General features: G+C 40.8%; 20 protein-coding genes and 1 riboswitch. Of the genes, 18 read left to right on the top strand and 2 right to left on the bottom strand.

The genetic code is table 11. The annotated features are described in order from the left end of the window. The first annotated feature begins 76 nt into the window (after nucleotides 1-76). The 12 genes from MHH31_RS10635 to MHH31_RS10580 all read left to right on the top strand — a co-directional run bounded on the left by MHH31_RS10635 (nucleotide 77) and on the right by MHH31_RS10580 (nucleotide 11,842). Nucleotides 77-1,228, top strand: a complete 1,152-nt coding sequence (locus MHH31_RS10635) for a D-alanyl-D-alanine carboxypeptidase family protein (protein ID WP_017367523.1) — start codon at nucleotides 77-79, stop codon at nucleotides 1,226-1,228. Then, nucleotides 1,216-1,803, top strand: a complete 588-nt coding sequence (locus MHH31_RS10630; protein WP_008344468.1) for a nucleoside recognition domain-containing protein — start codon at nucleotides 1,216-1,218, stop codon at nucleotides 1,801-1,803. The genes MHH31_RS10635 and MHH31_RS10630 overlap by 13 nt, the downstream gene beginning before the upstream one ends. A 4-nt stretch (nucleotides 1,804-1,807) precedes the next feature. Further along, entirely contained in the window at nucleotides 1,808-2,344 is a 537-nt protein-coding gene (locus MHH31_RS10625; protein ID WP_039165799.1) for a spore maturation protein, read from the top strand. 134 nt (nucleotides 2,345-2,478) lie between these two features. After that, entirely contained in the window at nucleotides 2,479-3,213 is a 735-nt protein-coding gene (rluB, locus tag MHH31_RS10620; RefSeq protein ID WP_008344472.1) for a 23S rRNA pseudouridine(2605) synthase RluB, read from the top strand. A gap of 90 nt (nucleotides 3,214-3,303) precedes the next feature. Beyond that, entirely contained in the window at nucleotides 3,304-3,834 is a 531-nt protein-coding gene (locus tag MHH31_RS10615; RefSeq protein ID WP_017359780.1) for a thiol-disulfide oxidoreductase ResA, read from the top strand. Between the two features lies 1 nt (nucleotide 3,835). Beyond that, the gene (locus tag MHH31_RS10610; protein WP_045034330.1) at nucleotides 3,836-5,515 is read left to right on the top strand and encodes a cytochrome c biogenesis protein ResB; all 1,680 of its coding nucleotides are present in this window, start codon (nucleotides 3,836-3,838) and stop codon (nucleotides 5,513-5,515) included. Next, nucleotides 5,499-6,677, top strand: coding sequence for a c-type cytochrome biogenesis protein CcsB (ccsB, locus tag MHH31_RS10605; protein ID WP_216894639.1), 1,179 nt, complete (start codon nucleotides 5,499-5,501; stop codon nucleotides 6,675-6,677). Before MHH31_RS10610 ends, ccsB begins: the two co-directional genes overlap by 17 nt. 86 nt (nucleotides 6,678-6,763) lie before the next feature. Then, entirely contained in the window at nucleotides 6,764-7,486 is a 723-nt protein-coding gene (locus MHH31_RS10600) for a response regulator transcription factor (RefSeq protein ID WP_003215596.1), read from the top strand. Then, a complete protein-coding gene (locus MHH31_RS10595; RefSeq protein WP_024718919.1) occupies nucleotides 7,483-9,264 on the top strand; it encodes an ATP-binding protein in 1,782 nt (593 codons plus the stop codon). The genes MHH31_RS10600 and MHH31_RS10595 overlap by 4 nt, the downstream gene beginning before the upstream one ends. 202 nt (nucleotides 9,265-9,466) lie before the next feature. Next, nucleotides 9,467-10,027, top strand: a complete 561-nt coding sequence (sigX, locus tag MHH31_RS10590) for an RNA polymerase sigma factor SigX (RefSeq protein ID WP_007501006.1) — start codon at nucleotides 9,467-9,469, stop codon at nucleotides 10,025-10,027. Next, nucleotides 9,987-11,093: a hypothetical protein gene (locus MHH31_RS10585; protein ID WP_017367519.1), complete on the top strand. Its 1,107-nt coding sequence runs from the start codon at nucleotides 9,987-9,989 to the stop codon at nucleotides 11,091-11,093. Before sigX ends, MHH31_RS10585 begins: the two co-directional genes overlap by 41 nt. A gap of 101 nt (nucleotides 11,094-11,194) precedes the next feature. Next, entirely contained in the window at nucleotides 11,195-11,842 is a 648-nt protein-coding gene (locus MHH31_RS10580; RefSeq protein WP_039165787.1) for a M23 family metallopeptidase, read from the top strand. A 33-nt stretch (nucleotides 11,843-11,875) separates the two neighbouring features. On the opposite strand, the gene serA is transcribed toward MHH31_RS10580, so the two are convergent. Further along, the gene (gene serA / locus MHH31_RS10575) at nucleotides 11,876-13,450 is read right to left on the bottom strand and encodes a phosphoglycerate dehydrogenase (RefSeq protein ID WP_017359773.1); all 1,575 of its coding nucleotides are present in this window, start codon (nucleotides 13,448-13,450) and stop codon (nucleotides 11,876-11,878) included. Nucleotides 13,451-13,737: 287 nt separating this feature from the next. Then, nucleotides 13,738-13,870, top strand: a riboswitch (FMN riboswitch). A 149-nt stretch (nucleotides 13,871-14,019) separates the two neighbouring features. Between serA and MHH31_RS10570 the strand changes: the two genes are divergently transcribed. After that, a complete protein-coding gene (locus tag MHH31_RS10570) occupies nucleotides 14,020-14,601 on the top strand; it encodes an ECF transporter S component (RefSeq protein WP_008344490.1) in 582 nt (193 codons plus the stop codon). Between the two features lie 34 nt (nucleotides 14,602-14,635). On the opposite strand, the gene MHH31_RS10565 is transcribed toward MHH31_RS10570, so the two are convergent. Further along, nucleotides 14,636-14,884, bottom strand: coding sequence for a ferredoxin (locus tag MHH31_RS10565; protein ID WP_008344492.1), 249 nt, complete (start codon nucleotides 14,882-14,884; stop codon nucleotides 14,636-14,638). A gap of 268 nt (nucleotides 14,885-15,152) precedes the next feature. Between MHH31_RS10565 and MHH31_RS10560 the strand changes: the two genes are divergently transcribed. The 5 genes from MHH31_RS10560 to MHH31_RS10540 all read left to right on the top strand — a co-directional run bounded on the left by MHH31_RS10560 (nucleotide 15,153) and on the right by MHH31_RS10540 (nucleotide 19,570). Further along, nucleotides 15,153-16,205: a helix-turn-helix domain-containing protein gene (locus tag MHH31_RS10560; protein ID WP_096881582.1), complete on the top strand. Its 1,053-nt coding sequence runs from the start codon at nucleotides 15,153-15,155 to the stop codon at nucleotides 16,203-16,205. Beyond that, nucleotides 16,198-17,706 carry an ATP-dependent DNA helicase RecQ gene (locus MHH31_RS10555; RefSeq protein ID WP_286069214.1) on the top strand — a complete coding sequence of 503 codons (1,509 nt, stop codon included), beginning with the start codon at nucleotides 16,198-16,200 and terminating at the stop codon, nucleotides 17,704-17,706. Before MHH31_RS10560 ends, MHH31_RS10555 begins: the two co-directional genes overlap by 8 nt. Next, nucleotides 17,703-18,344 (top strand): CPBP family intramembrane glutamic endopeptidase, encoded by a 642-nt coding sequence (locus MHH31_RS10550; protein ID WP_017359770.1) that lies wholly within the window; start codon nucleotides 17,703-17,705, stop codon nucleotides 18,342-18,344. The genes MHH31_RS10555 and MHH31_RS10550 overlap by 4 nt, the downstream gene beginning before the upstream one ends. Beyond that, nucleotides 18,289-19,053, top strand: a complete 765-nt coding sequence (locus MHH31_RS10545; protein WP_019744027.1) for a LysM peptidoglycan-binding domain-containing protein — start codon at nucleotides 18,289-18,291, stop codon at nucleotides 19,051-19,053. Before MHH31_RS10550 ends, MHH31_RS10545 begins: the two co-directional genes overlap by 56 nt. 64 nt (nucleotides 19,054-19,117) lie before the next feature. Beyond that, nucleotides 19,118-19,570 (top strand): YpbF family protein, encoded by a 453-nt coding sequence (locus tag MHH31_RS10540; RefSeq protein ID WP_342494796.1) that lies wholly within the window; start codon nucleotides 19,118-19,120, stop codon nucleotides 19,568-19,570. Nucleotides 19,571-19,591: the final 21 nt, after the last annotated feature.

The raw sequence follows: 19,591 nt of genomic DNA, 5'->3' as shown, positions 1-19,591 counted from the left end.
TTTTTTATGGACGAGGCATCATAACTTTTTCAGCCGCGCATACACTTGTACAAAACGGACAAGGACGTGAATGAACATGCCCTATTTAAAAATTGGAACAGCAGTCCTTCTTCTATTAACACTCTTACTGCCTTTTTCCTCACACGCTCAAGCAGACGTCTCATTATCGGTGAGTGCGAGAAGCGCCATTTTAATAGATGGACAGTCAGGCAGGGTCCTATTTGGAAAGGACGAGCACGAAAAAAGAAGAATCGCCAGTATCACAAAAATTATGACGGCTGTATTAGCCATTGAATCAGGAAAAATGAACGACATGGTCAAAGTGTCAAAACGTGCGATTCAAGCGGAAGGTTCTTCGATTTATTTAAAGGAAGGACAGAAGGTGAGTTTAGAAGACTTGACATACGGGCTCATGCTGCGCTCTGGAAATGATGCAGCTGTTGCCATTGCAGAACATGTTGGCGGCAGCTTAGAAGGGTTTATTTTTATGATGAACCAAAAGGCCTCTGAACTAGGCATGGAGAATACGAATTTTCAAAATCCGCATGGACTCGATGATCATAAAAACCATTATTCATCAGCTTATGATATGGCGATCTTAACGAAGTACGCCATGAAGCATCAGCAATATCAAAAAATTGCCGGTACCACCTTTTATAAAGCAAAAACAATCGAGGGTTATTGGAAAAATAAAAACAAGCTGCTCACGGGTTTGTATCAATATTCGACTGGAGGGAAGACAGGATATACAAAACTTGCAAAACGCACACTTGTCTCCACAGCTGCAAAAGGAGATGCTGCGCTCATTGCTGTGACGATTAATGCACCGGATGACTGGAAGGATCATATCTCAATGTTTGAGTATGCATTTGATCACTATAAAACGTATGTGCTTGCTGAAAAAGGCAGGCTCGCTTCGTTAAAAGGGACTTTTTACGAAAAAAAAGCGTTTATTAAGCGGGATGTGGACTATTTACTAAATGAGGATGAGAAAAAACTAGTGGAAATCGAAACGGAAATGCTGACGCCTGAAAAGAAATGGGAGAAAAACAAAGAAGCGATCCCAGATGTAGTAGGGAAAATGACGTTCTTACTGGATGGTCAGGTAATTGAGCAAGTCCCCATTTTTTATGAAAACAAACGCAACCGAATGCCCCAAAAAAGCTTTCAAGAAATGTTTAAGTCTGTCTTTCAGACATCGATAGGCGGATCTTCATGGTCAATCTGATTTGGGTATTCCTCACGGTCATCGGTCTTGTCTATGCAATGTTTAACGGAACGATGCATGAAGTGAATGAAGCGGTCTTTAAAGGATCAAAAGAAGCGGTCACCATTTCAATAGGGCTGATTAGTGTTCTTGTATTCTGGCTAGGATTGATGAAGATCGCAGAAGAAGCGGGGTTGTTACATTTCTTTAGTAAATTATGCCGGCCCTTTATCTCAAAACTATTTCCTGAGATTCCTGCGAATCATCCAGCGATGGGGTATATTCTGTCCAATCTCATGGCAAATTTCTTTGGCCTTGGGAACGCCGCCACTCCACTTGGGATTAAGGCGATGGAGCAGATGAAAGTATTAAATGGCGGAAAAAATGAGGCGAGCCGGTCTATGATCACTTTTTTAGCAGTCAATACATCTTCTATCACACTTGTGCCAACGACTGTCATTGCCATTCGTATGACCTATGGCGCAGATCAGCCAACAGATATTGTAGGCCCAACCATTTTGGCGACACTTATTTCAGGTATCGGTGCGATTATGATTGATCGCTATTTCCACTATCGCAGAAGCAGGCGGGGGTGATCTTGTGGCATTTATTAACTGGCTGTCACTTGCTTTGATTCCACTGATCATCGCAGGAATATTGATTGCAGGGACGATTAAAAAAGTACCGACGTACGAAACATTTGTAGAAGGCGGGAAAGAAGGCATTCAAATTGCCTTTTCAATCATTCCATATTTAGTCGGTATGCTTGTCGCCATTACGATTTTCCGAGCATCAGGTGCCCTTGATTTTGTCATGGAATTATTGAAACCTGTGTTTACAGCGATTGGTGTTCCTACAGAAGTGGTGCCGCTTGCGCTTATTCGTCCTATATCAGGAACAGCGGCGCTTGGTATGACATCAGACTTAATTGCGACTTATGGTCCAGACTCTTTTATCGGCAAGCTTGCCGCCGTTATGCAAGGGTCAACGGATACGACCCTTTATGTTTTAACCGTCTATTTCGGAGCAGTTGGTATTAAAAAAATGGGAGATGCACTGAAAGTGGGGCTGCTTGCAGACCTGATTGGGATCATTGCATCGATTATTATCGTCAGTTTGTTATTTAGCGGCGCCTAATCAGGCGCTTTTTTTATTTCGTGGATGGAAAACAGCTTTTTTGTTGAAATTAGACAGATGAAACGCTTATTTTTCCACGAATGCTTGTTTGTTTCAAGCCAAGCAAGTAAGATAGTACATGAGGTGAAAGACAAATGGAACGTTTACAGAAAGTAATTGCCCATGCCGGCGTCGCTTCTAGACGAAAGGCTGAAGAATTAATTAAAGAAGGACGAGTTACCGTTAATGGTGAAACAGTGACAGAGCTCGGAGTAAAGGTGGGCTCTTCAGATAAAATTGAAGTCAATGGCTTAAAGCTTGAAAGAGAAGAACCGGTTTACTTTATGCTTTATAAACCGCGCGGCGTCATTTCAGCTGCCGAGGATGATAAAGGACGCAAAGTCGTGACAGACTTCTTTGATGATGTTCCGCAGCGTCTGTATCCAATCGGCCGGTTGGATTATGATACGAGCGGTTTAATTTTGATTACAAATGATGGCGAATTTGCCCATAAGCTCATGCATCCGAAATATCAAATTGATAAAACGTATGCAGCGAAACTAAAAGGCATCCCTTCAAAAGAATTGCTTAGAAAGTTAGAAAAAGGAATCATGTTAGACCATAAAAAAACAGCACCTGCCCGTGCCAAAATGCTCTCGATTGATAAACGAAAGCAAACATGTATTGTGCAATTAACCATTCATGAAGGCAGAAATAGACAGGTTCGTCGCATGTTTGAAGCAATCGGCCACGACGTTCTAAAACTAAAAAGAGAGCAATATGCTTTCCTTCATATTGAAGGCATGAGACCAGGAGATCGCAGAGAATTGACGCCGCATGAAGTGAAACGTCTGAGAGCGATTGCGGATCATGGGAAAAGCGCTTTTTAATTTTCACATAAACTTCAAAAAATGAAGAAGCATCAAAAGAAGGAGAATGCTATAATTTACCTGAATGTCTATGGGGAAGGGGTACTTCAGATGAAGAAAAGACGATTTTTCATACGGACGGGCATTCTCCTCGTGATGCTTGCTGCACTGTGTTATACGATGTATAACTCAGTATTTGCCAAACAGGATCAAATCAAAGAAGGATCTATTGCGCCGAACTTTGTCCTTCAATCGGTAGATGGGGAACGGATTGAATTAAAGGACTTAAAAGGCAAAGGCGTCTTTCTCAATTTTTGGGGTACATGGTGCGGTCCATGTAAGCAGGAATTCCCTTATATGGCAAATCAGTATGAAGTGTTCAAGGATCGCGGTGTCGAAATTGTTGCCGTAAATGTGGGGGAATCCAATATTGCTGTGAAGAACTTTATGGATGCTTATGGCGTGAATTTTCCTGTTGCCATGGACAAAGATCGTCAAGTGACAGAGGCATATGATATTACGCCGCTGCCAACCACATTTTTAATTAATCCTGAAGGCAAAGTAATCAAAGTCATAAAGGGGACGATGACAGAACGTAATGTCTATGAATATATGAATTTGATTAAACCAAAGGGGTCATAGAATGAAAGAGGTAAAGTGCGAGTGTGGACATATTAATCCAATCGGTACTGTTCTATGTGAATCATGCGGGAATCCCATTTCAGTAAAAGAGAAAAATTCATCAAAACTGCTTGATATGAGATATGACGGCAGTGCAAGACGCTCGCAAACATACAACAAAACGATTGTTGATAAAGTATGGAACTTTTTTTCTTCCGTAAAAGTGGGTGTGTGGCTCATTGTCATCACACTGTTAGCTTCTTCGCTAGGAACTATTTTTCCGCAGGAGCGGTTTATTCCGCCAGGTGCATCAGCTTCCACTTATTATGAGGAGCAATATGGGTCGTTTGGTAAGTTATATTACATCCTTGGATTCCATGATCTTTATAATTCTTGGTGGTTTTTAGCCCTTGTCGCATCTATCGGAATTTCCCTTGTGATTTGCAGCCTTGATCGAGTGATTCCACTTTATCGTGCACTCAAAAATCAAGGGGTTGTCAAAAAAGAAGGCTTTATGAGAAGGCAGCGTCTTTTCAGTGAAACAAATCAAACATTAGATCAACATACATATGAAGGCATCGTTAGTAAGATGAAACAAAAGCGTTACCGCGTACGAGAAGAAGATGGACATATTTTAGCTGAAAAAGGCCGCTTTTCCCGCTGGGGACCTTACGTCAATCATATTGGATTGATTATATTTCTCATTGGATCCATGCTTCGGTTTGTCCCGGGAATGTACGTGGATGAAACATTATGGGTAAGAGAAGGCGAAACGGCACCAATCCCAGGGACGGGAGGCCAATACTTCTTAAAGAATAATGCGTTTTCAATTGACCGCTATGAATCTGAAAAAGAAAAAGAAGTCTTTGAAAATGCTATTGAAAAGGCTGGCGATGGTCAAGTCGTCAAAAGTTATAAAACCGATGCCGTTTTATACAAACGTGAAGGGGAAGTTGTTTTTGGTGAAAAGCCAAAGCTGAAGCAGGTAACAGAACACGATATTAAAGTGAATGAACCGCTTAAGTTTGACAATTTCTCATTATATCAAGTGGATTTTAAACAAAATGAACTCGATCAAATGGTCTTTCAGCTGATTCGAAAAGATACTGAGAAATCTTTCGGAACAGTGAAGATTAATCTGCTGGAGCCTAAGTCAGAATATGATCTTGGTAGCGGTTACAAAGTCAAGGTGATGAGTTATTTGCCTGATTTTTATTTTGACGAAGATGGCACACCTAGTACGAAAACGAGGAATCCGAATAATCCTGCGTTCGTATTTGAAATGATCTCTCCTGAAAAACCAAAAGGTGAAAAAAGTTTTGTCGCGATTCAAGAGACAGTAGAGGGTTCTGATAACAATCTTTATAAAATGAAATTTGACCGGGTTGAAACAAAAAACGTGACAGGTTTAACGGTTCGAAAAGACTTAACACTCTGGGTACTTATTGTTGGCGGAATGATCTTTATGATTGGTGTCGTACAAGGGATGTACTGGCAGCATAGAAGAATCTGGCTGTCGGCAAAGGATGGAAAAGTGTTTGTGGCAGGACATACAAACAAAAACTGGTTCGGCTTAAAGTCTGATCTCAAGGTGTTACTGCATGGCAGTGGCATCAAACAGCCAGTGGATCAAAAAGAACTGCCTGATACAACAAGTATCAGCAAAAGCAAGGGGGAAGGATTAGATGGCGGCAGTCAGTGAAAACCTGTTATTTGCAGCTTTTCTATTGTATTTAGCGGCAGTTCCTTTTTTTGGAGGGGCCATTAAAGGAAAAAAGAAGGAAGATGGTCCGCGCAAAAACAAGGCGGCACTTATCGGCATAACGCTCACCATCATCGGTTTTTTGAGTCAATTTGGCTATTTTATTTCAAGGTGGATCGCGTCTGGTCACGCACCAGTCAGTAATCTGTTTGAATTCACCACAGCCTTTGGCATGATGCTGGTGCTCGCATTTATTATTTTATATTTTGTCTATCAAGTGTCTGTGCTAGGTTTATTCACACTTCCAATCGCTTTATTAATCATTGCTTATGCAAGCATGTTTCCATCGGATATTTCACCGTTGATTCCTTCGCTTCAAAGTAATTGGCTATATATTCACGTCACGACAGCAGCGCTTGGTCAAGCCATTTTGGCGATCAGTTTTGTGGCAGGTGTGATTTTTCTTTTGAAGCATGTCGATCAAACAAAACCGGGGAAGAAAACCTTTGGCTTAGAGCTGGTCATGTTTATGATTGTGGTCACCCTTGCATTTATCGCTGTCACGTCCATTTTTAGAATGACAGGGTATGAAGCGAAATTTAATTGGGTAGATAAAAATAAAGAAGAGAGCGTCATGGTCTATGAGCTGCCTGCTTTAGTAGGACCTCATAAAGGAGAACTTATCACAAAAGATCGTTTAGAGCCTGTAGTTGATCTGCCGCCTGTTTTTTCAGGTAGAAAGGTGAATACAGTGCTGTGGTCATTTGGCGTTGGGCTGATTATTTATGGACTGCTAAGATTGATCATTCGCAAACGACTAAGTGCGCTGCTTCAGCCGCTCGTAAGACAGGTGAATCTCGATTTAGTCGATGAAATTGGGTACAGGGCTGTTTCCATAGGATTCCCTGTATTTGCGTTAGGCGGTCTTATTTTTGCGATGATCTGGGCACAAATTGCATGGACGAGATTCTGGGGATGGGACCCGAAGGAAGTATGGGCTTTAATTACATTTTTATTTTACGCCGCCTATCTCCACCTTCGGTTATCACGAGGCTGGCATGGTGAAAAGTCCGCTTGGCTTGCTGTAATCGGATTTGCGATCATTATGTTTAACCTCATCTTTGTCAACCTAGTGATTGCGGGGCTTCATTCTTACGCGTAATCGCATGAAAAAGGCCAACTTTTATGATTCGATTCGGCTTTTTGTTAAAATGTATGTAACAACGGAGAAAGCAGGAGGATTATCTAATGGAACACACAACTCAAACGAAAATATTAGTCGTCGATGATGAGGCAAGAATTCGTCGCCTTTTAAAAATGTATTTAGAACGGGAAAATTATGAAATTGATGAAGCGGAAAATGGGGATGAAGCCATTCAAAAAGGACTTCAAACCGATTATGACCTCATTTTGCTTGATTTAATGATGCCTGGGACAGATGGGATTGAAGTGTGTAATCAAATCCGAGATAAAAAAGCCACACCAATTATTATGCTGACAGCAAAAGGTGAGGAAGCTAACCGTGTGCAAGGCTTTGAGGCAGGAACGGATGATTATATCGTCAAACCTTTCAGCCCGCGTGAAGTGGTTCTTCGTGTGAAAGCACTGCTAAGAAGATCGTCTCAAACGTCATACCTTAATACTGGAACAACCACAAAAGATGTTCTCGTGTTTTCTCATCTATCTATTGATCATGATGCGCACCGGGTCACAGCAGATGGAAAAGAAGTCAGTCTCACACCGAAAGAATACGAACTTTTGTACTTCTTGGCAAAAACGCCGGATAAGGTCTATGACAGGGAAAAGCTTCTCAAAGAAGTGTGGCAGTATGAATTCTTTGGGGATCTGAGAACAGTGGATACCCACGTCAAAAGGCTTCGTGAAAAACTGAATAAAGTGTCACCAGAAGCAGCGAAAAAAATCGTGACAGTATGGGGTGTCGGGTACAAATTTGAGGTCGGCGCTGAATGAAGCTGTGGAAAAGTGTCGTAGGAAAGCTATGGTTAACCATTCTTTTCCTCGTGCTCATTGTTTTATCGATTTTAACTGTGCTTCTTTTAGAGTTCATTGAGAATTACCATGTGGAAGAAGCAAAGTCTGATTTAACACAAATGGCCAACAAAGTAGCAGTCATTTTAGAAAGCCATGAGGATCAATCGCTTGCAAGATCGATTACATCAGAACTAGCTGATAAATTGACAAGTATCGCGATTGTTCAAGAGGATGGACTAGAATGGTATTCGTCTGAAAAAGGCGGGAAGCTTCCTGCGATCACAAAAGAACAAATTGAAGCAGACAAAGATTTGAACAGAGCACTGACAGAACGAAAAAAAATCAGTAAACGAGCTGAATCTGATACAGGTAATCAGAAGGATGAACGCATTGTAGTAGGTGTTCCTTATGAGGCGAACGGAAAGAAAGGGATGGTCTTTCTTTCTCAATCCCTCCTTGCTGTAGAGCAGACAACAAAACATACGACGCGTTATATCTTCCTCGCAGCCGGAATTGCGATTGTGCTGACGACGATTTTCGCTTTCTTCTTATCCACTCGTGTCACCTATCCTCTCAGAAAGATGAGAGAGGGAGCACAAGATTTGGCGAAAGGGAAATTTGATACAAAGATTCCTATTTTAACGCAAGATGAAATTGGGGAACTGGCGATCGCCTTTAATCAAATGGGTAAGCAGCTTAAATTTCATATAACCGCTTTAAATCAAGAAAAAGAACATTTGTCCAACATTCTCAGCAGTATGGCAGACGGCGTCATCACGATCAATATTGATGGAACGATCCTCATGACAAACCCTCCTGCAGAAAGATTCTTGCAGGCTTGGTATTACGAGCAAAATATGAAGATCAAAGATGGGGATGAACTGCCGCCAGAAGCACGTGAATTGTTTCATACTGCCGTCAGTACGGAAAAAGAGCAAATGATCGAAGTCACGCTGCAAGGGCGTACTTGGGTTCTTCTCATGTCTCCGCTTTATAACCAGCAAGATGTCAGAGGGGCGGTAGCGGTACTTCGCGATATGACAGAAGAGAGAAGACTGGATAAGCTAAGAAAAGACTTCATTGCAAATGTCAGCCATGAACTCCGCACACCTATTGCTATGCTCCAGGGCTATAGTGAAGCGATTGTCGATGACATTGCCGGATCAGAAGAGGAAAAGAAAGAGATTGCCCAAATTATCTATGATGAATCACTTCGAATGGGGCGTCTTGTGAATGATCTTCTCGATCTCGCACGTATGGAAGCTGGTCATATTACACTGAATCTTGAATCAACTGATACAGAAGAGCTGACTGAAAAAATCTACCGTAAATTCCTTGGAATTGCGAAAGAAAAACAAATCAACCTGACGTATGAAATTCAAGTAGAAGAACCGTATTTTGTATTTGATCCAGATAAAATAGAACAGGTTTTTACAAATCTCATCGATAATGCCATTCGTCATACACCAGAAGGCGGAGAAGTTCACTTCTCAGTTCAATCGGTGGAAAATGGGCTCAAAATGGATGTGAAAGATTCGGGAAGCGGCATTCCTGAAGAGGATCTCCCGTTTATTTTTGAACGGTTCTATAAAGCAGATAAAGCAAGAACAAGAGGACGTTCCGGTACGGGGCTGGGCCTTGCGATTGTGAAGAACATCGTAGAAGCGCATCAAGGCTCCATTCATGCACATAGTAAAGCTGGAACAGGTACTCACTTCACTTTCTATATTCCGAAAAAAAAGCAGGAACTCGTCTAATCTTGACGAAGAATCTTGTTACATGAGAAACACTTCTTTTCGAAAGAAAATGAAGTGTTTTTTCTATTTTCATATTTTTAAGGAGAAGTTAAACTAAAAGCCCTTTCCAAATTGTCGATCTTGTAATATATTTGTCATAAAGTTGTAATGTAACGTTTTGTGAGAGTCACTCGACAAAAATAAGTGAACGGAGGGGTTTCCTATGCATGAAACCTTTCAAAAAATATATGATTCGTACCATCAAGATTTGTACCAATTTTTATTTTATATGGTAAAAGATAAAAATCAGGCAGAGGATCTCGTGCAGGAGGTTTACATTCGGGTACTTCACTCATATAAAACTTTTGAAGGAAGAAGCAGCGAGAAAACATGGCTGTTTTCAATTGCAAGGCATGTGGCAATTGACTGGTTTCGCAAACAGCAAACCATCAGACAACGGGTGCTTGGCACGTTTGATTGGGATAAACAGGATGTAAAAGATCCAGACCTGCTCCCAGATGAATTGGCTGTACAGGATGAAAATATCAAAGAAATTTATGCCGCACTTGATCATTGCACCATTGATCAACGAGCCGTCATCATTTTAAGGTTTATCCAAGGCTACTCAATCATGGAGACGGCCAAGGCGCTAAAGTTCTCGGAAAGCAAAGTCAAAACAACGCAGCACCGAGGCCTGAAAGTGCTCCGAAAACATATGGAGCTTTTGAAGGAGGAGCTAGTGAATGAAAACGAACAGGTCCAATTGGAGCGAAGAACGAATTAAAGTATTACTCAGTCAGCTTCCAAAGGTGGAGGACAACCGTTCATCTAAGCAGATTTACCAGCAAATGCTGATGGCAAGCGGGAAGAAAAAGAAAAGTGCCAGATGGATCGGTCCAGCGGTCGCAACCGTTGTGGTCTTATTTATGGCGTTTTTGATTTCTCCTCATTTATTTCAGCCGGCTGCTCAAGATATAAAGAAAGTGAAAATGGACTCGAGTGCTGAAAAAGGACAGGTGAATGCTACATTAGAGGCGGTAAAAAACACAAATGATCCTTCACATGTTGCTTATGCATCTGACAAAGAAAAGTATATGACGATTTCATACATAGATGAATCGACTTCTCAAGTTGTCCCAATCAGTATTCAAAAAGAAAATAAGCATGATGATGTGCAGGCGCTTCTTGATACATATGAAAAACTGGAGCTGCCTGAAATGACAAAACCTCTTCAAGCCTATATGGATATGGTGGATGTGAGTGAAAAAGGGGACACACTGATTTTTCAGCTGAAAAATGATTTGTCTCTTGATACATTAAAAGAAGCCAACCGTTTTAAAGACATGGTCAAAGAAACGTTAAAATGGAGCCAATATAAACAAGTACAGGTCAAGTCTGTCAATGGCTCGCACCTTCAATTAGGGACGAATGGCCGTCTTGGTACCATTTCAATTAATAAACAAACAAAGCACGCTTACTACGTTTTAGAAAATAAGAGCGGGACATTTTTGGTGCCGTCAAAAGATGATTATCCTTCTTATAAAGATGCGGTAGAGGCGATGAAGCGGGCGAATGATGCAGGACTCGATCCACTCATTAAAGAAGAGCCTATTCAAAAGGTGACATCAAAAGGAAAACATGCAACCATCACGTTTGGAGCATCAGCACAATTAACGGACTCAATTGATCATATTCTACTTATTGAAGGACTGCTGCTCACAGCGAAAGATTTCGGTTTTACAGATGTCACGATACAAAATGCAGGAACAGATCAAGTAGGCCCATATGAATTAAAAGAACCGCTAGAGGTACCGGCACTGCCAAACCCAGTTGTTATCAAAGAACGCTAAAGGACGCAACTTATTGCGTTCTTTTTTTCATGTATAGAAAAGGGCTTCCTTGAGGTATACTAAGCTGTCATGAAAAGAACTTCAAAGAAGGGAAGTCACTGATGAAAAGGTATTGCTACATATGTGCTAGCTGTTTCTTGTTCTTGACCTTATCACCGTTTGCCCGTGCAGAGAAAACAACCGAGTGGGTGGAACCAATCAGAGGTGAAGTCACTGATTTGTTTGGGACAAGAGGTGGTTCGCATAAGGGGTTAGACATTGCTGCACCGGAAGGAGAATCCATTTTAGCTGCTAGCGAAGGTGTGGTCACTCGTTCCTATGTATCTGCTACATATGGTGAAGTTGTATTTATTCGGCATCCAAATGGATATGAAACCGTCTATGCGCATTTAAATGCGCGTTTTGTGAAGAATGGTGACCATGTACAAACAGGACAGCCGATCGGCATCATAGGCAACACAGGCGCTTCTAGGGGCACTCATTTGCATTTTGAGGTGCACAGGGGTAATTGGTCAGTTAGTAAAGAAGATGCAGTAGATCCGCTCACAATCATTGCAAGAGATCGTTTCCAAGAGCCAGCCCTTCATGTAGATGGATATGAGAAACATACATATGTCATACAACAAGGGGACACGCTCTGGTCCATTGCTAAAGCACATCAAATGACCGTTGATCAATTGAAGAAAATCAATGCACTGACAACGCATCTCATACGTACAGGTGAACGTTTAATCGTTTCAACAAAATAAACCTCATGCTTTTGCATGAGGTTTACCATTTTTTTATAGGTCAATCAGACGTACAGAAAGAATATCGCTTACTTCAGTTAACGTTTGGACAATTTCATCTTCAAGGTGCTTGTCAAAAGAAAGCATCATGATGGCTTCGCCGCCTTTTTCTTTACGGCCTACTTGCATTGTCGCAATGTTCACATCGTGGTCGCCTAAAATCTTTCCAACTTGACCGATCACACCAGGTGCGTCAGTATGCTGAATATAGACAAGGTGTCCATCTGGGTAAAAGTCAATATTGAAACCATTAATAGAAACGACACGTTCACCTAGATGCGGGATATACGTTGCTTTTAATGTAAAGGTGGAAAGGTCACCTTTGACTTCAATGGAAATGCTGTTCTCATAGCCAGATTCGCTTGAAGAAATTTTCTCGCTAAAGCTAATGCCGCGTTCTTTTGCCACCATACCTGCATTGACTTCATTTACAGTCGAATCGACGCGCTCTTTCAAAAAGCCAGAAAGCAGACTTTTTGTAATAAATGATGTTTCGAGTTTTGCGATAGATCCTTCATATGAAATGCTGACTTCTTTTACAGGTTCTCTCATCGATTGAGAAACAAGACGTCCAAGTTTTCCCGCAAATTGATGATAAGGCTGGATTTTTTTGAACTCGTCTTTTGTCATCGCTGGTAGATTAATAGATGACATAACCGGGAGTCCTTTTGCAAATTGAAGAACTTCTTCAGAGACTTGTGCCGCCACATTTAATTGTGCTTCTTTTGTAGATGCACCAAGATGCGGAGTGGCAATGACGTTTGGATGATCCACAAGTGGATTCTCAGTAGGCGGTTCTACTTCAAATACATCGAGTGCAGCCCCTGCGACATGACCATTTTCAAGTGCTTCAAGAAGGTCTCGTTCGTCAATGATGCCGCCGCGTGCACAGTTCACTAGACGAACACCTTTTTTCGTTTTTGCGATTGTTTCTTTATTGAGAAGTCCTCTAGTTTCTTTTGTTAAAGGTGTATGTACCGTAATAATATCTGATACTTCAAGCACTTCATCAAGTGATTTTGCATTAACACCAATTTTTTCGGCACGTTCTTTTGTGAGGAAAGGGTCAAATACGTTGACCGTCATGCCAAATGCTCTTGCACGCTGGGCGATTTCACTTCCAATTCTGCCTAAGCCAACAATCCCAAGAGATTTTCCGTAAAGCTCAGCACCGACATATGCGCCTCTGTTCCATTCTTTTGATTTCACAGAAATATTGGCTTGAGGAATATGACGCATGAGAGATGAGATCATCGCAAACGTATGCTCTGCCGTTGAAATCGTATTCCCATTTGGTGCATTGATGACAATCACACCGTGTTTTGTCGCTTCATCAATGTCAATGTTGTCGACTCCCACACCGGCACGGCCAACAATTTTTAATGAAGTCATTTTTTCATAAAGTTCTTTTGTCACTTTTGTGGCACTTCTGACAAGTAAGGCATCAAACGTGTGTAATTCATCTTCTGCTTCTGTTACATTTTTTTGAACAATTTCAACAAAATCTGATTCTAATAGTGGTAAAAGACCATCATTGCTCATCTTATCTGAGACTAATACTCGAAACATCGTAAGATTTCCTCCTAAAATAAACGTCATAAATATCTGATAATTTACCATATTCCTTTTCACTGTGTCAATCAAATTAAAGCAGTAAAGCGAAAAAGAAAACACGAACATTTTTTAGTGTCTTGATCAAGAATGGACACCTTTAAACAAAAGATAACCAATTTTTACGCATTTGTCATTATAAATTTTAGGTTTTTTACGATTTCTTAAAACTGATGAATTTGCTCAGGATTTTTATCTGTACAAATGCTCATATATCATATATAATGATGTCGAATTGAATAATGATCAATCTTCGGGGCAGGGTGTAATTCCCTACCGGCGGTGATGAGGCATAGTCTCTAAGCCCGCGAGCCTTTTTTGGCAGGATTCGGTGTGATTCCGAAGCCGACAGTATAGTCTGGATGGGAGAAGATGGAGGTTCGTAAACGTTGAAAACATGTCTGTTTATACGTTTATTTGTGTAGCCTAAATTTCCCGCTCCTGTGTATGTATTCAGAGCGGTTTTTTTGTGGCTAAAATTGAACAATCCTCTTTTCGAAAGATTTGATCGAAAAGGAGAGAGAATATTGAATCAAAGTAAAGTAAAACGTTTAGTTGTCATCAGCATGCTTAGCAGTATCGCATTTGTATTAATGTTATTGAATTTCCCTTTCCCTGGGCTTCCTGGGTATTTAAAAATTGATTTTAGTGACATTCCTGCGATTATTGCGATTTTAATTTATGGGCCAGGTGCTGGGATTGCTGTTGAAGCTTTAAAGAATCTACTGCACTACCTCATTCATGGTAGCATGTCCGGTGTTCCTGTGGATCAAGTAGCGAATTTTACAGCAGGTGTACTATTCATCTTACCGGTGGCTTTTATTTTTAAAAAGATTAAATCAGCAAGAGGGTTAGCGTGGTCCATGATTCTCGGAACATTACTCATGACAGTCATGATGAGCATCTTAAACTATTTCTTGTTCCTTCCTGCTTATACATGGTTTTTGAATGCACCCGTCCTGTCAGATCATGTGCTAAAGGCAACCATTACAGCAGGGATCTTGCCTTTTAACCTGATTAAAGGAATCATCATCACCATCGTCTTTAGTTTCATTTTTGTCAAAATGCGTCCATGGTTTGAAAATAAACGCCGACTTCAAAATAGTTAATATAAAAAAAGCCCCTTTTAAAGGGGCTTTTATCCTATTCATGCTTAAGTGGATCACCATCGAAAGTTTCGTCCGCAACTTTAATTGAGTCAGTTGGGCAACCTTCAAATGCATCAAGCATATCTTCTTCAAGTACTTCTGGAACTTCTACAGTCCCCTGATTGTCATCAAGCGTGACAAATGCAATGCCTTCATCATCATAATCATAAATGTCTGGAGCAGCTGCACCGCATGCGCCGCAAGCAATACATGTGTCTTTGTCTACAATTGTATATTTTGCCATGTTAAAAAAATACCTCCCAGATTGTTCGATGGAACAAATGGTTTAACCTTTTTAGTTTCACCGATAAAAAACCAATTTCCTCAAACCTTATTGTAATGATTTTAAATTCACATTTCAACTGTAAAGTGATTGAGAATGCTTATCACATAAGGGTTTGTTCATAACTTTCCCCCATTAATTGAGTTTAAACATTTCTTCTTCAATGAAATCTGTTAAAATAAAGGGAGAAAATATTCGAATTTTGTCAGGAAGACAGGTGCTTTGGTCAATGACGATTCATTACTTGGATGTCATGTTGATGGACAGCGTACATAAATTGAACGGCGAACGCTCCATTAGTGCTGTCTACCATCTTTTTAAAGGGAAAAAATCATCACAAACGATACAGGATGCAAGTTTGTTTCAGCTCTCTAGCTACTTCGGCTGCTATCCAGCTTTTACGAGGGATCAGCTGAATCGCTCTGTAAAAAGGCTGCTAGAGCAGCACTTAATCAGAAAGACAGAGGATACATTCATTGCCACAGATGAAGGAATAAGTATGCTAAGTCAGCGTTTTGCTGAAAAACCGATGCCAGTTTATTTTGATGGTGCCAAGTATCATGATAAAGCAAAAATATTATGGATGAGGCTGTCTTTACTTGTGCAGGTCCTTTCACATCATGCAGCGCGGTCACAACACTATGTGCCGATTCAAAGAGATATATCGGTTCAAAACTGGACGAAATCCTTCTTCTCTCAATATCACCAGAAGAAAAAGCTTTCTGAAGATATCCATCATGAGCTTGAAACACTTCTTGCTCATTTAACTGATCAAGAGGCACTGCTTTTTGTTTATTCATTGACTTCCAATGAAAGAATCGGACGGACGTACCAGCAAATGGCGGAATGGATGAAAGAAGATGTATGGTATGTTTACTTGCTTTTTTGGAATGTGCTCCATTATTTTATTCAATGTGCACAAAAAGGTGAGGCACCGATCATCCAGCGAATGATAGATGATCTTCAATTCAAACGTGTGCTGACCAGCTCTACCCATAAAACGCTTGAGCTTGTACAAAAAGGGTTCAGTATTGATCAAATTGCTCATATTCGTTCATTAAAAAAAGCGACAATTGAAGATCATATTGTGGAGCTCTCGATACATGAGCCGAGCTTCTCGATCGAACCATATGTCAGCAGTGAAGCTCAAAAGGCGATACATGAGGTAGCCGGTCAGCTCCAAACCAACAAGATGAAGCTGATCAAAGAAAGTCTCGAGCATTCATTTACTTATTTTCAAATACGATTGGCATTGACAAGGATGGTGAAAGCAAGTGGATAAGCTTCATCAGACGCTGATGCGATACTTTGGTTATGATGCCTTCAAAACAGGTCAGGAGGACATTATTCGAAGTGTACTTCAACAAAAAGATACGGTTGCCATGCTTCCTACTGGTGGCGGGAAGTCACTTTGTTATCAAATTCCGGGCTATTTGACAGACGGGTTAGTGCTGATCATTTCACCTCTTTTATCACTCATGGAAGATCAAGTGGAACGCATGAAAATGCGCGGTGAAAAGCGAGTGGCTGCGCTTAACAGTACACTGTCTTTTCAAGAAAGAAGACATATTATTCGGCATTTGCCATCATATAAATTTTTATTTGTCGCACCTGAGGCGCTTATGTCAGAGGTATTGTTAGAGCAGCTCAAAGCGATGCATGTGGGTCTATTCGTTGTAGATGAAGCTCACTGTATATCGGAATGGGGACATGATTTCCGCCCGGAATACTCCAAGCTTGGGGAATGGAGGGAAGCGCTCGGCAATCCTGTCGCCTTAGCACTAACGGCAACTGCGACGAAACAAACCTTAAAAGATACTGTGCAAACGTTGCGGCTAGAGCATCCAGATGTTCATATTCATTCAGTCAACCGGCCGAATATTGCACTATTAAAAGAGGCGCATGAAACGAAAGAAGCAAAAGAGAAACGAGCACTGGAGCTTGTGGAAACCCTTCAAGGGCCTGGGCTGATTTATTGTCCGACCCGGCAAATGACAGAAGATATTTCACGTTTGGTGAAACAAAAAACGAATCAACGTGTAGAGTTTTATCATGGTGGAATGGAGTCAGGAGACCGCATGCTGATCCAGCAGCAATTTATCAGTGGTCAAATTGATCTCATTTGCTGTACAAGTGCTTTTGGAATGGGAATTGATAAAGCAAATATACGCTTTGTGATTCATATGAGTCCTCCTCAGTCAATTGAAGCATTTATGCAGGAAATTGGAAGAGCTGGACGGGACGGGAAAAATAGTGTGAGCGTTCTTTTATATACAGAAGAGGATGCGGATATTCAAAGTCATTTGATTCAAGCAGAAGGTTTTGATGATTCAGAAATTGATTTTTTCTTAGCCCGATTATCACAAATGCCGATAAATGATGAAAAGAAATTACGTGAACAATTGATGGAAGCAGGGCTCCAGGAGACGCGCGCGCGAATGCTCTCGCATTATTACACGATGTACCAAACTGAACAGCCCCGTTTGCTCATGAAGAAGCTGAAAGAAAAGCTGCAGGATAGACAAACAGAAAAGCTAAAAAAAGTGTGGCAGTTTAAAGAGCATATCACTGGCCATCGCTGCTTTAGGCAATCTCTGTTATCATACTTTGATGAGCAGCTTGATCTAACGGAGGACGCTTCCTTTGGGAACTGCTGCTCTTCATGCGGACTTGACCTGTCTGATTACGAAAAAAAAGATCAACCATTGGAGCTGAATGAAATGAAACACTGGAAGACCGAGCTGGATCGTCTGTTTCACCTGACAAAAGAGGCGCAGCATTGATTGAACAACATCGCCGTATTATTGAAAAATTAACCGATCGACAAGTAGTAGAACAGTTGTATTTCACACAGTTGCTCATGCTGATTGTCTCTTTTTTACTAGGGATGTTTATGTTTGATCATTGGACTGATTTTACAGCCTTATGGCAGATCCGAGATATGCGTATCCTGACTTACGGAATTGGCGGCGCTTTGCTTGTGATTATTGTCGACGCTATTGTCATGAAGGTGTTTCCGGCTCATATGTATGATGATGGCGGATTAAATGAAAAAATGTTCAAAAACCGCAGCATTCTGCATATTGTTTGGTTAACGCTGCTCATTGCCTTTTCAGAAGAAATTTTATTTCGCGGGATCGTTCAGCAGCAATTTGGACTGGAGATTGCAAGCATTGTGTTTGCACTTCTTCACTTTCGCTATTTGTCAAAAATACTCTTGTTTATCCTTGTGGTTTCTATTAGTATTTTTTTAGGACTTTTATACGAGTGGACAGGGAATTTATTCGTTCCTGTCATGACACACTTTGTCATTGACCTAGTCTTTGCATGTCAAATTCGTTTTAAATATTGGGGGAGGGATGAACATGGAAGAAATGTCGAGAATGAAGAGAAAAAAGCAGCAGCTGACAAACATCCATGATGATGATGTAGAGGAAAATCTTGAAGAAGAAAAAGTGCATCCTTCAGATGACTCTCACTTTCCTACACGAGAAGATTTTCATGAATATAAAAAGCAGCGAACCAAAAAGGTGCGTAATCCATTGTTTACGACACTGGCTATTATCTTTCCTATTATTGTCGTCACGGTTTTCTTCCTGTTGATTTATTACACATCAAAGGAAATTAACGATAACAACAATCAAGGTGTTTATATTGATAAAACATCGAGTGCTGACACAGATCCAGTCCCGTCAGCACTTGTTGAAACAAAAAATGATTCAAGCGCTGACAAAGCGGATGCGTCTGATGATGAGAAGAAAAAGAAAGATGCTGATAAAGAAAAGCAGCGTTCAAAAGAAAAAGCAGAGCAAAAGAAAAAAGAACAAGCCGCTAAAGAGAAGGCTGAGCGTGAAAAGGCCGAAGCTGCAAAAAAGCGTGAGCAGCAACAGCTCGCTCTTCAAAAACAGCAGGAAGAGAAAAAGCGAAAAGAAGCAGAAGAGAAGAAGAAGCAGGAAGAAAAGCCTGTTCGTGTCGTGCAGCATACTGTTGGACCAGAGGAAAACTTGTATCGAATTTCCATGAAGTATTATCAAAACCGATCAGGGGAAGAGAAAATTCGAGCTTACAATCATTTAAAAGGAAATAGCGTGTACAGCGGACAAGTATTGAATATCCCATTAGAAAATTAATATTTGACATGAATGAATCGAAAAGCACATACATATGTAGAAAAAAGGGACAAGGGTGTATGTGATGACATTGCACGCAATCAGCCGCTATATGGATCAGCCGACACAGAAAATGATTGAAACATTGATCAAAAGGAAACGTAAATACGAGGGATTTGCAAAACAATGCAAAAGATGGCAATGGACAGCCCTTTTATCACTTGCGATTCTTCTGTTTTATTTTGTGATAACAGCTAATAGCGGGGGCTCCCTGCAGCCGGAAGCGATGATTTCCACATTGCTTGGCCATGAGGTGTTTCTGTTTTGGATCATGGCTGAAGTGTTTGCTTTTTACGCATCGTATTATTATAAGAAAAAAGAAGAAAAGGCTGAGGATGAATATCATAAGCTCAGATGTGAAATTATACAGAAAAGCACAGATTTATGGCCTCAATCAAATCAGTGGAAAGAGCGCGAGGCCGTTTTTCACTTCATGCAGACGCAATATGACATCAACCTCTATTATGAAAGTAAATAAATGAGCAAAAGACGTTTAAAC

Origin of the sequence: Bacillus sp. FSL K6-1033, assembly GCF_038630765.1 — a bacterium.
In the GTDB taxonomy this organism is placed as follows: domain Bacteria; phylum Bacillota; class Bacilli; order Bacillales; family Bacillaceae; genus Bacillus; species Bacillus altitudinis.
The sequence above is the reverse complement of the archived record's forward strand: the minus strand, read 5'-3'. Positions and strand labels throughout refer to the sequence as shown.

Coding starts and splice junctions, on each gene's coding strand:
- MHH31_RS10635 (WP_017367523.1), top strand. CDS start 77: ATGCCCTATTTAAAAATTGGAACAGCAGTCCTTCTTCTATTAACACTC.
- MHH31_RS10630 (WP_008344468.1), top strand. CDS start 1,216: ATGGTCAATCTGATTTGGGTATTCCTCACGGTCATCGGTCTTGTCTAT.
- rluB (WP_008344472.1), top strand. CDS start 2,479: ATGGAACGTTTACAGAAAGTAATTGCCCATGCCGGCGTCGCTTCTAGA.
- MHH31_RS10615 (WP_017359780.1), top strand. CDS start 3,304: ATGAAGAAAAGACGATTTTTCATACGGACGGGCATTCTCCTCGTGATG.
- MHH31_RS10610 (WP_045034330.1), top strand. CDS start 3,836: ATGAAAGAGGTAAAGTGCGAGTGTGGACATATTAATCCAATCGGTACT.
- ccsB (WP_216894639.1), top strand. CDS start 5,499: ATGGCGGCAGTCAGTGAAAACCTGTTATTTGCAGCTTTTCTATTGTAT.
- MHH31_RS10600 (WP_003215596.1), top strand. CDS start 6,764: ATGGAACACACAACTCAAACGAAAATATTAGTCGTCGATGATGAGGCA.
- MHH31_RS10595 (WP_024718919.1), top strand. CDS start 7,483: ATGAAGCTGTGGAAAAGTGTCGTAGGAAAGCTATGGTTAACCATTCTT.
- sigX (WP_007501006.1), top strand. CDS start 9,467: ATGCATGAAACCTTTCAAAAAATATATGATTCGTACCATCAAGATTTG.
- MHH31_RS10585 (WP_017367519.1), top strand. CDS start 9,987: ATGAAAACGAACAGGTCCAATTGGAGCGAAGAACGAATTAAAGTATTA.
- MHH31_RS10580 (WP_039165787.1), top strand. CDS start 11,195: ATGAAAAGGTATTGCTACATATGTGCTAGCTGTTTCTTGTTCTTGACC.
- serA (WP_017359773.1), bottom strand. CDS start 13,450: ATGTTTCGAGTATTAGTCTCAGATAAGATGAGCAATGATGGTCTTTTA.
- MHH31_RS10565 (WP_008344492.1), bottom strand. CDS start 14,884: ATGGCAAAATATACAATTGTAGACAAAGACACATGTATTGCTTGCGGC.
- MHH31_RS10560 (WP_096881582.1), top strand. CDS start 15,153: ATGACGATTCATTACTTGGATGTCATGTTGATGGACAGCGTACATAAA.
- MHH31_RS10545 (WP_019744027.1), top strand. CDS start 18,289: ATGGAAGAAATGTCGAGAATGAAGAGAAAAAAGCAGCAGCTGACAAAC.
- MHH31_RS10540 (WP_342494796.1), top strand. CDS start 19,118: ATGACATTGCACGCAATCAGCCGCTATATGGATCAGCCGACACAGAAA.